The 12,150-nt window shown below is 72.2% G+C and carries 12 protein-coding genes; 5 read left to right on the top strand and 7 right to left on the bottom strand.

What is annotated here, in order from left to right:
• Positions 1-99: 99 nt before the first annotated feature.
• Positions 100-699 (top strand): molybdopterin-dependent oxidoreductase, encoded by a 600-nt coding sequence (locus tag PV342_RS08945; RefSeq protein ID WP_400808976.1) that lies wholly within the window; start codon positions 100-102, stop codon positions 697-699.
• 125 nt (positions 700-824) lie between these two features.
• Here the strand turns inward: PV342_RS08945 and PV342_RS08940 are convergent, their stop codons facing one another.
• Entirely contained in the window at positions 825-1,733 is a 909-nt protein-coding gene (locus tag PV342_RS08940; protein WP_500316475.1) for a LysR family transcriptional regulator, read from the bottom strand.
• Positions 1,734-1,856: 123 nt separating this feature from the next.
• Between PV342_RS08940 and PV342_RS08935 the strand changes: the two genes are divergently transcribed.
• Positions 1,857-2,738 (top strand): NmrA family NAD(P)-binding protein, encoded by an 882-nt coding sequence (locus tag PV342_RS08935; RefSeq protein ID WP_400808980.1) that lies wholly within the window; start codon positions 1,857-1,859, stop codon positions 2,736-2,738.
• On the opposite strand, the gene PV342_RS08930 is transcribed toward PV342_RS08935, so the two are convergent.
• The 3 genes from PV342_RS08930 to PV342_RS08920 all read right to left on the bottom strand — a co-directional run bounded on the left by PV342_RS08930 (position 2,683) and on the right by PV342_RS08920 (position 4,557).
• Entirely contained in the window at positions 2,683-3,000 is a 318-nt protein-coding gene (locus tag PV342_RS08930) for a hypothetical protein (protein ID WP_500316473.1), read from the bottom strand. The two genes, PV342_RS08935 and PV342_RS08930, sit on opposite strands and share 56 nt — an antisense overlap.
• A gap of 138 nt (positions 3,001-3,138) precedes the next feature.
• Positions 3,139-4,005 (bottom strand): MIP/aquaporin family protein, encoded by an 867-nt coding sequence (locus PV342_RS08925; RefSeq protein WP_400808982.1) that lies wholly within the window; start codon positions 4,003-4,005, stop codon positions 3,139-3,141.
• Between the two features lie 51 nt (positions 4,006-4,056).
• A complete protein-coding gene (locus PV342_RS08920) occupies positions 4,057-4,557 on the bottom strand; it encodes a carboxymuconolactone decarboxylase family protein (RefSeq protein ID WP_500316471.1) in 501 nt (166 codons plus the stop codon).
• Between the two features lie 47 nt (positions 4,558-4,604).
• Between PV342_RS08920 and pdxR the strand changes: the two genes are divergently transcribed.
• On the top strand, positions 4,605-6,062 hold the full coding sequence (pdxR, locus tag PV342_RS08915) for a MocR-like pyridoxine biosynthesis transcription factor PdxR (RefSeq protein ID WP_500316469.1): 1,458 nt from the start codon (positions 4,605-4,607) through the stop codon (positions 6,060-6,062).
• A 38-nt stretch (positions 6,063-6,100) separates the two neighbouring features.
• Here pdxR and PV342_RS08910 read toward each other — a convergent pair whose 3' ends face one another.
• Both PV342_RS08910 and PV342_RS08905 read right to left on the bottom strand, forming a co-directional pair.
• Positions 6,101-6,643 carry an LOG family protein gene (locus tag PV342_RS08910; RefSeq protein ID WP_500316707.1) on the bottom strand — a complete coding sequence of 181 codons (543 nt, stop codon included), beginning with the start codon at positions 6,641-6,643 and terminating at the stop codon, positions 6,101-6,103.
• 155 nt (positions 6,644-6,798) lie between these two features.
• The gene (locus PV342_RS08905; RefSeq protein ID WP_400808987.1) at positions 6,799-7,671 is read right to left on the bottom strand and encodes an NAD-dependent epimerase/dehydratase family protein; all 873 of its coding nucleotides are present in this window, start codon (positions 7,669-7,671) and stop codon (positions 6,799-6,801) included.
• A gap of 319 nt (positions 7,672-7,990) precedes the next feature.
• Here PV342_RS08905 and PV342_RS08900 point away from each other — a divergent pair, with 319 nt between their 5' ends.
• Positions 7,991-10,054, top strand: a complete 2,064-nt coding sequence (locus tag PV342_RS08900) for a SpoIIE family protein phosphatase (protein ID WP_500316467.1) — start codon at positions 7,991-7,993, stop codon at positions 10,052-10,054.
• A gap of 247 nt (positions 10,055-10,301) precedes the next feature.
• Here PV342_RS08900 and PV342_RS08895 read toward each other — a convergent pair whose 3' ends face one another.
• Positions 10,302-11,273, bottom strand: coding sequence for a GlxA family transcriptional regulator (locus PV342_RS08895; protein WP_400808992.1), 972 nt, complete (start codon positions 11,271-11,273; stop codon positions 10,302-10,304).
• Between the two features lie 136 nt (positions 11,274-11,409).
• Between PV342_RS08895 and PV342_RS08890 the strand changes: the two genes are divergently transcribed.
• A complete protein-coding gene (locus PV342_RS08890; RefSeq protein ID WP_500316465.1) occupies positions 11,410-12,048 on the top strand; it encodes an HD domain-containing protein in 639 nt (212 codons plus the stop codon).
• Positions 12,049-12,150: the final 102 nt, after the last annotated feature.

Here is a 12,150-nt window from a genome sequence, read left to right as displayed (position 1 = left end):
CTCTTCTGCTGAGTGGTCGCTCGGCCCTCGCCGTCCGACACTGGACTGAGGGATCTGCCTGCCCTCGCGAGGCGCACATCGGACAAGGCGGATGACACCGTGGCTTCCTTCTCACCCGGATTCCGCGGCAGGGCTCACCCCCTGTCGGACCGGCTGCCGCCAGGCCAGTACCCGACCGAGTCGTTCCCCGTGCTCTCGACCGGCCCCACTCCCCGGATTCCGCCCGAGGAATGGACCTTCACCCTTACCACGGAAGAGGGCGAAAAGCGGTTCTGGACGTGGGACGAGATGATGGCAATGCCGCAGGACGACATCACGACCGACATCCACTGCGTGACCCGCTGGTCGAAGTTCGACACACGGTGGCGCGGGGTGCCGATCGAGGCGTTCCTCGAGAACGTGGACACGACCGGCCACTACGCGAGAGCGCACTCCTATGGCGGCTACAGCGCCAACTTTCCCCTGGAGGACCTTCTCAACGCGTGGATCGTCCACACCTATGAGGGCTACGCGCTGTCACCTGAACACGGCGGTCCTGCCCGCCTGCTGATGCCGCACCTGTACCTCTGGAAGTCGGCCAAGTGGGTACGCGGCCTGGACCTGACCCAACATGACGAGCCGGGCTTCTGGGAAACCGGGGGCTACCACAACTACGGTGACCCGTGGCGCGAGCAGCGCCGGTGGAACGACCCACCGTAGCCCCCTGCGACTGTTCGGCCAGGACTGGACGCGGTCGCTCAGGTCGAGTTCGGCGAGGGGCGCCCGGAGTCGCCGGTGCTCCGGGAGGGGCAGGGCCGGTGGCACCAGGCCGAGGCGGACGCGGCTCAGGTGCCGGCGCTCCGCACGAGGGGTTCTACGGGACCATACTGCGCGGCTGCGACGCTGCAGGCGGCGCGCACGAAGGCGGCGACGGCCGGTGAGCGTGCGTCCTGCGGCCAGGCGACGGCCAGGGTGGCGTCCGGGAGGTCGCTGACCGGCCGATAGGAGATGCCGGGTCGCGGGTGCCGCCGGGCTACCGAGGCGGGTGCGAAGAACACGATGTTGCCGGTCTCGACGAGACTGAAGATCTCCGACAGGTTCGTCGCCGGCCGTGTCGCCCCGGGCTGAGGGGTGTGCTCGGTGGGCCGGCCATGCGCGGCCGGGGAGCCGTCGGGGAGCTTGCGGCCGGCCAGGTCGTCCAGGCACAGCCTGGTCCGGGCGGCCAACGGGTCGGCGGCGGCCAGGGCGACCAGGACCGGCTCTGTCAGCAGCGGCTCGCTGTCCAGGTCGCGGCTGTCGAAGGGGCAGAGCACGAGTCCCACGTCAGCGAGGCCGTCGCGCAGTGCCTGCGGCTGCTCGCCGAACCCTCCGAGGACCAGCTCGGGCGGCAAGGACGCGTCGTCGGCGCTGTAGGTGTCCAGGACTTGCGGCAGCAGTCCGCCGTCGACGTCGGCCTTGAGAGCGATCCGCAGCCGCGGCGACGTACTGCCCGCCTGCCGGGCCCGGTGGGCGGCGGCGGTGACCGCTTCCAGGGCGGTGCGGGCATCGCGCAGCAAAACCTCCCCGGCCGCGGTGAGCTCTACCTGCCGGGTGGTCCGTCGGAACAGCGCCACACCGAGCTGCCGCTCGGTGTCCCTGATGGCTCGGGACAGCGGGGGCTGCGCCATGCCCAACCTCGCGGCGGCGCGGCCGAAGTGCAGCTCCTCCGCGACCGCGACGAAGTACCGCAGCTGCCGCACCTCAAGATCATTCATACCCCCAGGGTATCAATGGCGCCCGGATCGGTCCTTCACCCGCACCTTCGCGCCAGGTTGACTCGGAGGCGATCGGAAAGCCCCCCGCGCTTCCGCCGTCGACCGTCTTCCGTGGAGGAATTCATGATCGTCATCACCACGCCGACCGGTGATATCGGCCGACAGGTCGTGGGCCGCGTCCTGGATCGCGGCGAGGCGGTCCGTGTGATCGTCCGTGACCCGTCCCGGCTGTCGGCGCAGGTGCGTGCACAGGCCGAGGTGGTGCAGGGCTCCCACGGCGACGCCGACACGATCACGAAGGCGCTCGATGGCGCCGACCGGCTGTTCTGGCTCGTGCCCCCGGCCGGATTTCGCGATGCCGACAACGCCAGGCGCTACTACCTGGAGTTCACCCGGTCCGCCTGCCGGGAAGCCGCGAGCCGGGGCGTGCGGGTGGTGGGCGTCACCTCCCTGGGCCGCGGATACCAGGGCGAGGCGGGGCTGCTGTCGGCCGCGCTGGCCATGGACGAGCTGTTCGAAGCCGGCGGCGTTGCCTACCGGGCGCTGGCGCTGCCGTTCTTCATGGAGAACCTGCTCCTCCAGGCTTCGGCGATCAAGGAACACGGGACGTTCTCCATGGCGAACGCCGCAGACCGGCCGCTGTCGACCGTCGCCACCCGGGACGTCGCCGCCGCGGCGGCGGCGCTCCTCCTGGACACCTCCTGGAGCGGGCAGGCCCGCGTTCCCCTGGCCGGACCCGACCGTCTGACCCCCGACGCCATGGCCGAGGTCATCTCCGACACGGTGGGCCGCACCGTCCGCTATCACCAGGTCCCGCTCGCGGACTTCCGGGCCGCGATGATGCGGCGCGGCGCGAGCCCGGCGCTGGCGCAGGACATGGCGGACATGGTCGAGGCGCAGAACAACGGGATCTACGACGCCGAACCCGGCAACCCGGGCTCTGTCACCGTCACCGGCTTCCGCCAGTGGTGCCAGGACAACCTCGAGCCGGCCGTCCGGTCCTGACGTCGCGCTGATCGGCCTTCGGCGCGAACGGCCCGGCCGCCTGGTCGGTCAGGTCCCGTACCAGGGCGCGGTTCCGCAGCGCGTGCTTCAGGTAGGCGACCGTCACCAGCACCCACACGGCTGCCGAAAGGATCAGCAGCGCGTCCCCCACCCCCCCCCGCGGCACCCGACCCGCGTCGGCGGCGGTCAGCCAGGCGTCCGCCAAGCCGACGAGACCGAAGGGCATGCCGAACAGGTTCAGGGGGATCGGTCGCTTCGTCATAGTGCGGGCAACTATCTCACTGTTTGTCGCCGTGGGTTCCCCCGGCGGGCGGCCGCACAACGCCGTCCGCTCGGTGAGTACGGCCCGGACGCCGCCCGGACCGCGGGTGCGGAGCCGCGTCCGGGCACTCCGCTCGGGCTACCTCCGGGTCGTGCCGGACGCCGGCCGCGGCGCCGGAGGGGCGGCGCGTGGCGCGTTCGGCGCGTCGGGTGCCGCCGCCGTCGTGGGAACGCGGTCGCGGCGCCGGAGGGGCAAGCGGTGGAGCCCTGCCCCGAGTGCCGCTCCGAGGACCGGCGCGACCATGTAGCTCACGAAGTCGGTGGTCCGGCCGGAGAGGACCGCGGGACCGAACTGCCGGGCCGGGTTGACCGAGCCCCCGCTGAGCGGACCGAGTGTGGCGATCACCAGCCCCACCGACAGGCCGATGACGGGGGCCAGCCCGCGGATGAAGCGGGGGTACGCCACGAAGAACGCGATGACGAGCGTCAGGGCGAACATGCCCCCGACCTCCGCGAGGAAGACCGGCAGCGGCCGCCACGTCGGCGCCGGCCGGATCGCGGCGTGCGAGACCGACGGGAGTGCGACGGCGGAGCCCCACACAAGGCGCGCGAGGCCCGTCCCCGCGGCCGAGCCGGTCAGCTGGGCGAGCACGTACGGCAGGACGCGCCGCCCCGGGAAGGCCCCCATCAGCCACAGGCCGACGGTGACGGCCGGGTTGGTGTGGCCGCCGCTGCGCCTCCCGGGCGGGCTGAGGATCAGCCCGGTGAGGATGGCGCCGCTGATCGCGCCGATGACGACCAGGGCGGCGCGCAGGTCCGCGATGTACAGCGGCGAGCCGGGGTCGCGCAGCCACCGTACGACCGTCACCGCCAGGAACAGCAGGGCGGTGGTCAGGACGAACTCGTCGGCGGCACGGGCCAGGGACACCCTGCGCGCGGGAGGGGGAGCGGTACCCACCGTGATCTCCTCGTTGGTGTGGTCGCCGGCGGGGGCGGAGCCGACCACCGGTCCGGACGCTTCCGGTCCCGGCGGTGGCACCGCCGCCCGCCCGGCGGGTCAGGCGCTCGGCGTGTAGTGGCCGGGCACCATGCGGGTGGAGATTCCGATGCGGTTGAAAGCGTTGATCGCGACGATCGCGGCGATGAGGTGCGCCAGCTCGGTCTCGTCGAACTGCTCGGCGGCCCTCGCGTACACCTCGTCCGGCACGGCTCCGTCCGTCACGAGGGTGATCGCCTCGGTGAGCTCGATCGCGGCCACCTCCCGCGCCGTGTAGAAGTGCTTCGCCTCCGTCCAGGCCCCGAGCTGGATGACGCGCTCCGCCGACTCCCCGGCGGCCAGCGCGTCCTTGCTGTGCATGTCCAGGCAGAAGGCGCAGCGGTTGATCTGCGACGCGCGGACCTTCACGAGGTGCAGAAGGCCCGCCTCGACCCCGCGGCCCGCCGACGAGTCCAGCCGGATCAGCGCCTTGAAGGCCTCGGGAGCGAGCTTCGCCCAGTCCATGCGCGCAGGGTGCTCCGGGAGGAGGGTGGTGTTCCCATGTGCTTCGTTCATCGTCATGACCACAACGCTACGTACGCGGTGGTACTGGAGTATGGTCCAATTTCATGAGTGATATTGGGACCAATTCCGTCGCTGACCGGCCACCGTCCACGTTCGGTGCCGACCTCCATCTGGAGCTGCGCGGCACCGGGCTGCGCACGGGGCTGACGGACGCCCTGCGCGAGGCCGTACGCACGGGACGCCTGGCGCCCGGCACCCGTCTGCCGCCCTCCCGGACGCTCGCCGTGGACCTCGGCGTCTCCCGCAACACCGTCGTGGAGGCCTACGCGGAGCTCGTCGCCGAGGGCTGGCTCACCGCCCAGCAGGGCTCCGGGACCCGGGTGGCCCCCAGGGCCGAGCCGCACCGCCCCCCGGCCGGCGCTCCCCGTACAGGCCCCGCCCAGGCCGCTGCCCCCCGCACCGGCCCCAGGTACGCCATGCAGCCCGGCGCACCGGACCTCGCGAGGTTCCCGCGCACCCAGTGGCTCGCCGCCGCCCGCCGCGCCCTGACCGCCGCGCCGAACGCCGCCCTGGGCTACGGCGACCCCCGCGGCCGTCCGGAACTGCGCACCGCCCTCGCGGACTACCTGGCGCGGGCCCGCGGGGTGTACGCCGAGCCGGAACGGATCGTCGTCTGCTCCGGTTTCCACCACGGACTGGCACTCATGGCGAAGGTGCTCAGGGCGCGTGACGTCCGCGCGGTGGCCGTCGAGGCGTACGGTCTCGACCTCTACCGCGATCTGCTGACCAACGCGGGCCTGTGGACCCCGCCCCTGTGCGTCGACGAGCACGGCGCACGCACCGGCGACCTGCCGCGCCTGCGGGAAGCGGGCGCGGTGCTGATGACCCCCGCGCACCAGTACCCCACAGGTGTCGCCCTCTGCCCGGAGCGGCGCACGGCGGCCGTCGCGTGGGCCCGGGACACGGGCGGCCTGCTCCTGGAGGACGACTACGACGGCGAGTTCCGCTACGACCGCCGGCCCGTCGGCGCCCTGCAGGGGCTCGATCCGCAGCGGGTGGTGTACTTCGGCTCGGCGAGCAAGTCGCTCGCGCCCGGGGTGCGGCTCGGCTGGATGGTCCTCCCGGACGCCATGGTCCCGGAGATTGTGGAGGCCAAGGGGTACGGCGACTACATGTCCAGCACCCTCGAGCAGCTGACGCTCGCTGAGTTCATCGTCTCGGGTGCGTACGACCGGCATGTGCGCTCGATGCGGCAGCGCTATCGCCGCCGCCGCGACCAGCTCGTCGCGGCCCTGGCGGAACGGGCCCCGGGCGTCCGCGCGGTCGGCATGGCGGCGGGGCTGCAGGTCGTCCTCGAACTCCCCCGGGGGACGGAGGAATCCGTCGTCCGGGCCGCGGCGCGGCAGGGACTCGCGATCAGCGGGCTCAGGGAGTTCGCCCACGAAGGGGAGGGCGCCGGCCGGCGACTGCCCGCACGCGACGCCCTGGTGGTCAACTACGCGGCGCCCTCGGACAGCGCGTGGGCCGGCGCGCTGGACACCCTGTGCGGCGTGCTGCCGTAGGCGTGCGGGCACTCCGTGCGGGCACTCCGTGCGGGCACTCAGGCGGAGACGCTCTCCGTGGTCTCCAGGCAGGCGAACGCGGCGGCGCCGGTGTCGGCGACGCACACCAGCTCGGCCAGGGGCAGCGGCAGGAAGCCCTCCGCGTCCATCCGCCGGAGCTGGAGGACCAACCCGTCATAGAAGCCCGCGGTGTTCAGGAGCACGACGGGCTTGTCGTACAGCCCGTGCTTCCTCCGCTCCAGGACCTCCGCCACCTCGTCCAGGGTCCCCACGCCGCCGGCCATCACGACGATCGCGTCGGCGGCGGCGAGCAGCAGGGCCTTCCGTGAGGCGAGGTCCTCGGCGAAGACCATCTCGTCGGCGTCCTGCCTCGCCCACTCCCGGAGGAATCCGACCGAGACCCCCGCGAGCCGGCCTCCTGACCCCCGCACGGCGTCGGCGACGACCTTCATCAGCCCGGTGTCCGAACCGCCCCACACCAGGGTGTGGCCCGCCTCGCCGAGGAGCTCCGCGAACTCGCGGGCCGGCCGCGTGTAGCGCTCGTCGAGGTCGGCGGCGGAGAGGAAGACGCAGATGTTCATGGGGGCGGGAGCTTTCGCGGTCATGGCACGAACGTAAGCGGGGCCGCGTCCTGACCCGCGGTCCAATCGCGGGGCGGAACGCCGTACCAATCCACGGCGCGAGCCCGTCCGGCCGTCAGGCCCGCGGGCCGTCCGCCGGGTGGGCCGTCGCGCCGTCAGGCCGTCTGCGCCGCGAACCCGGAGCGCCACGAGGGGTGTCGGGGTCGCCACCCGCGTGAACGGGCGAGTCCGTTGGACGCGCCGCGCGCCCACTCCAGGCGCCCCGCCACGGGTTCCGGGGCCGGAACGCGCAGGGTGCGGGCCAGCGCAGGCAGCCACTCGCGGGCCTGCGCGGGTTCGTCGTCGACGATGTTGACCGGACCTGAGGGCCAGCCGAGCGCGGCGACGGCGGCGCGGGCGGCGTCGAGGACGTGGAGGAACGACATCACGGAGAAGTCCGCCTCCACGCTCCCGAGGAAGCGCGCCGAGGCATCTCCGGCCAGAGCCGCCGCGACGGGCCCGCCTGGCGCGTACCAGGTGCCCGGGCCGTACAGGATGCCGTACCGAAGCAGCACCGCCGTCTCGACCTCGGCGGCCTTCTCCTCCAGGGCGCGGACGCCCTCCACCATCCCCAGGCGCGGCGGCGCCGCCCCGAGGTCGAGAGGCGCGCTCTCGTCCGCGGGCCCCTCTCCGGGTGCGTAGGCCCAGGCGATCGACTGGGCGACGATCCTGCGCACGCCCTCGGCCACCGCCGCGTCCACCAGGTTCCCCGTCCCCTCGCGCCGCAGCCGGTCGGTCGCCTCCCCGTCGGCATCCGACAGGTCGGTGAGCTGGTGCACCACCGCGTCGGGGGCGGCCTCCGCCATGACGCGGCGCAGCCCCTCCCGGTCGAGCACGTCCGCCCGCACGGCTGCCGCACCCTGCCGCCGGATGCGCTCGACTCCCGCGGCGGTGCGCGAGATTCCCGTGACGTGGTGCCCTTCGGCCAGTAGCAGCGGAACGAGCCGGCGGCCGACCGCGCCGGTGGCGCCGGCAACGAAGACATGCATGGTCAATGCTCCTGTGATCGAGCGGGGCCCTCCCTCGGAGCGGACGGGCCCCTTGTCGTACCGGCAACGCTACGGCGTCAGTGGTACCGGCAACGGATCCATTCGGGCCATGAAATCGCAGACCAATATGCGCTCGCGGTACGCCGCCGACCTCCCCGGGTGTGATCCCGGAGCCAGGCGAGGCCGACAGGGCGGATGCGAGGCCCGGCCGCCTGTGCCGGCTGTCACAGATCGCGGCGCAGCGTTGTCCATACCCGCGAACCGGACACAACGTACGAATCCTGACCTCCCCCCTGTGTCTGCTGAGGAGCGCATGCCGATGACCACCGCTGAAACGGTCTCTCCTGCTGAACGCGTGGACGCGGGCACGACGGCCGAGTGGGCCCTGATGGTGGTCGACCAGCGGGCGACGGTGGTCGCCTGGACCTCGGCCGCCGAACGCCACGTCGGGTACTCCGCCGGGGAGGTGGTCGGCCGGTCCGCGGCGCTCGTCCTGCCGTTTCCCGAGGACGCGCCGACCATGGAGGCGTTCATCGACCGCTGCCGGGCGCACGGCGGCTGGTCGGGCCCGATGGCCGTCCGGCACCGCGACGGCAGGGTGTGCGAGGTCAGCCTGCGGATCTCGATGCTGCGGGGGCAGGGGACGCCGGCCCGGTGGCTGGTGTCGATGGCTACGGTGAACGGGACCGTCACCGAGTCCCGGTTCGACCACTCACTGTTCGGCATCTCCGTCCGGGACCCGCACCTGCGGTGCACCTGGGTCAACGAGGCGATGGGGCGCCACGACGCCGTTCCCCGTGACCGACGGCTCGGCCGCCGGCTCACCGAGACCTGGCCGCACGCCCAGGCCGAGATGTTCGAACAGGAGATGCTGCGGGTTCTCGGGCACGGCGGCGCGAGCGTCAGGGAATACCGCACCTGGCTGAGGACCGGACCGCGCCGGGGACACGTGTTCGCCATGACGTTGCAGTGCCTGCAGGACGCCGACGGTCAGGCGCTGGGAGTGTGCGTCATCAGCGTGGACGCCACCGAGAGCCGGCAGGCACAGGAGCGCATGGCCGTCCTCGGCCGGGCCGGGTCGCGTTTCGGGAGCACCCTGGACGCGATGCACACCAGCCAGGAACTGGCGGACCTCGCAACGTCGTTGTTCGCCGACTGCACGGCCGTCGACCTGGAGCGGTCGGTCCTGCGCGGGGAGCCGGCGTTCCGCATCGGGCAGCAGGGCCGGCGCTCTCCGGTCCTCTTGCGCGGCGGTCTGGCGTCGATCCGCGAGGGCGCCCCGGAGTCCCCTTGGCGGCGTGGCGAGAAGATCGTCCTACCGCGGCCCTCACGCCTGACCGACCACGTCCTGAGCATGGGCAGGTCCTACGTGGAGCCCGTCCTCGACAGCGCTCCCGCGGCCTGGGCCGGCCAGGACGAGGCAAGGGCACCGAAGATCCGCCAGAACGGCGTCCACTCGCTGATGATCGTGCCGATCCGGATCCGCCGCACCTTGCTGGGCGTCGCCGTGTTCCTCCGTACCGGCAATCCCGTGCCGTTCCAGGACGCCGACCTGATCCTGGCGGAGGAACTCGCCGCCCGGGCCGCACCGGCGCTCGACAGGGCCCGCCACCATGTGCGTTCGGCCGCCCTGATGCTGCGTCGCAATGTGCTGCCGCAGCGGGCGAGTGCCGGCACAGAGCTCGAAGTGGCATCGCGCTACCTGCCGGCCGACAGGGACCACGGCGTCGGCGGCGACTGGTTCGACGTCATCCCGCAGGCCGCCGGCCGGGTAGCCCTCGTCGTCGGTGACGTGGTGGGCCACGGCCCCGACGCCGCGGCGACGATGGGCGTACTGCGCACCACCGCCCGCATGCTGGCCGACATGGACCTGCCCCCCGAGGACGTACTGGCACATCTCGACGACACGGTGCAGGGGCTCGCGGCCGGCAAGGACACGTCGAACCACGCCTTGATGGTCTTCGGCGCGACGTGTCTGTACGCCGTGTACGACCCGGCCACACGCCGGTGCACCGTGGCACTCGCCGGCCATCCGCCGCCGGTGCTCACCGACCCGCAGGGACGGGTCACCTTCCCGGACCTGCCGACAGGAACCCCGCTCGGCATGGGACTGGGCAGCCTGTTCCGGTCCGCCGAACTGGAACTGCCCCAGGGGAGCGTGCTCGGCCTCTACACCGACGGCCTGGTCGAGGCCCGCGACCACGACATCGAGGACGGGATGAACCGCCTGGGCGGTGCCATGGCCCAGCCGGGCCTGCCCCTGGAGGACCTGTGCGCCCGCGCACTGGAAACCGTCCGCGGCCGGGCCGCGTCCGACGACGTCACCCTGCTCCTGGTCCGGACGCGGCTGCCGGGGGCGGCCCATGAGAGAGCGGGCATGTGACGAGCCTCGGCGCACGACAAGGCCCAGGCCTTGTCGTCAATTGAGCTCCCCCGGCTGACGCTGGGAGGGGCCCCCTGGTGCGGTGCATCGCAAGGCGGAGGATCGTCCTCGTAGGGGGCTACTCGGACGATGCGACAACGCAGCGTGGGGGCACCTCCCAGCGTCAGCTGGGGGAGTGCCGTGCCAGGCGTCGCGGGGTGGGGGCACCCCCGGCCGAAGGTTGGAGGAGGGCATGTGGCGACACGGCCTAGGCCGAATCGGTCCGCTGCGCGGTTCTGAAGCGGCGCTGATAGGCGGCCGGGCTGATCGCCATATTCTTGACGAAAACCCTTCGCATGCTTTCGTAACTCGGGAATCCGGCGAGTGATGCCACCTGGGTCGCGGTATGCCCTTGGTCGAGCAGGGCTTTCGCCATGTCGAACCGAATCGTTTCCACGTACCGGGCCGGCGTGGTGGACATTTCCTCGCGGAAGAGGCGGGTGAGATGCCGGGAACTCACATTGAGGTGCCTGGCGAGCTCGCCGACCGAGTGGTTTCCCGTGGGATCGGCCGTCACCAGGTCGGCGATCCTGCGGACGGCGGGAGACCGCGGCGGTGGCCCCTGCAGCGGGGCGGAGAACTGCGACTGCCCGCCCGAGCGCTGCAGATAGACCACCAGGGAGCGGGCGACCTCGCGGGTCAGATCGGCGCCGTGGTCCTCCTCGACGAGGGCCAGCGCGAGGTCGATGCCCGCGGTCACGCCCGCCGAGGTGTACGTGGTGCCGTCCTGGACGTAGATCGCGTCGGGGACGACGCTGCTGGACCGGCACCTCGCGGCGAGTTCGTGGGTGACCTTCCAGTGCGTGGTCGCACGCTTGCCGTCCAGGAGGCCGGCGGCGCCGAGGACGAACGCCCCGGTGCAGATGGACGCGGTGCGCCCGGCCCGCCCGGCCAGCGTCAGCGCGGCCTCGACCAGGTCACGGGCGACGGCGTTGCGCGGGTAGAGGTCCGCGCCGGCCACCAGGAAGGTGTCGGGCTCCGGTTCCGAGGCGGCGCCGTCGACCGCGATCCTGACCCCGATGGACGAGGTGACGTCGGCCCCGGTCGGTGACACCAGCACGACCCGGTAGTCGGCGCCGAACCGGTTGGCCTCCGCGAACACCTCCGCGGGTCCGGCGACGTCCAGCAGCGTCACCCCGTCGAAGACGAGGATCACGACCCGGTGCGCGGTGGGGCTCACACCGCCGTTCTCCGCCTGTCCGGATTCGCGGGACTCATGGCGGGACCGAGGTGGCGAGGAACGCCCGGCGGACGGCATTGTGGAAGACGGAAACACCTTCCATTCATAACACGCCGATGTCAGAGAGTACGGAGCAATGACCGAGATCATCGCCGGGGTGGAGATTCCCGAAACAGCCGCGGCCGCCGAAGCCACCCGTCACGTTCAGGAGATGACCAGCCCTCTCATCTACCACCACTCGCGGCGCGTTTTCGTCTTCGGCGCCATTCACGCCCGCCGACTCGGTCTGAAGCCCGACCCGGAACTTCTCTACCTGTCCGCCATGTTCCACGACACCGGCCTGATGACGCCCTTCTCCGACGCCGAGCAGCGATTCGAGGTCGATGGGGCGGACCACGCGCGCAAATTCATGCTCGACCGCGGATTCACGCCCGCCGCCGCCGATGTCGTGTGGACCGCCATCGCACTCCACACGACGCCGGGAATTCCGCATCGGATGGGCCCGGAAATCGCCATCACGAATCTGGGCGTTCTGACCGACGTGCTCGGCCTGGCCCTGGACGAGCTGGACAGCGTCCAGGTGGACGAGGTCACCGCCGTCCACCCGAGGGGCGACTTCAAGAACCAGTTCCTGCAGGCATTCGTCGAGGGACTCGAGGACCGCCCGGAGACCGCGAACGGAACCGTGAACGCGGACGTGCTGGAGCACTTCGTACCCGGCTTCCAGCGCACGACCACGGTCGAGCGCATCATGGGCGCGCCCTGGCCGAGCTGACCGGAGCCTCGCGGGGCGGGTCGTCGCGGGGCTGTTCCTCGCGTGGGCCGGGTGTCGGCCTGACGTTCAACGGCGGCCCGCGCGCGGTCACCACGGCGGACG

The organism is Streptomyces sp. PA03-3a (assembly GCF_033792735.1).
Taxonomy (GTDB): domain Bacteria; phylum Actinomycetota; class Actinomycetes; order Streptomycetales; family Streptomycetaceae; genus Actinacidiphila.
Note: the sequence above shows the minus strand (reverse complement) of the source record. Positions and strands in the feature narration are given on the sequence as shown.

Coding starts and splice junctions, on each gene's coding strand:
- PV342_RS08940 (WP_500316475.1), bottom strand. CDS start 1,733: ATGAATGATCTTGAGGTGCGGCAGCTGCGGTACTTCGTCGCGGTCGCG.
- PV342_RS08935 (WP_400808980.1), top strand. CDS start 1,857: ATGATCGTCATCACCACGCCGACCGGTGATATCGGCCGACAGGTCGTG.
- PV342_RS08930 (WP_500316473.1), bottom strand. CDS start 3,000: ATGACGAAGCGACCGATCCCCCTGAACCTGTTCGGCATGCCCTTCGGT.
- PV342_RS08920 (WP_500316471.1), bottom strand. CDS start 4,557: ATGACGATGAACGAAGCACATGGGAACACCACCCTCCTCCCGGAGCAC.
- pdxR (WP_500316469.1), top strand. CDS start 4,605: ATGAGTGATATTGGGACCAATTCCGTCGCTGACCGGCCACCGTCCACG.
- PV342_RS08910 (WP_500316707.1), bottom strand. CDS start 6,643: ATGAACATCTGCGTCTTCCTCTCCGCCGCCGACCTCGACGAGCGCTAC.
- PV342_RS08905 (WP_400808987.1), bottom strand. CDS start 7,671: ATGCATGTCTTCGTTGCCGGCGCCACCGGCGCGGTCGGCCGCCGGCTC.
- PV342_RS08900 (WP_500316467.1), top strand. CDS start 7,991: ATGACCACCGCTGAAACGGTCTCTCCTGCTGAACGCGTGGACGCGGGC.
- PV342_RS08890 (WP_500316465.1), top strand. CDS start 11,410: ATGACCGAGATCATCGCCGGGGTGGAGATTCCCGAAACAGCCGCGGCC.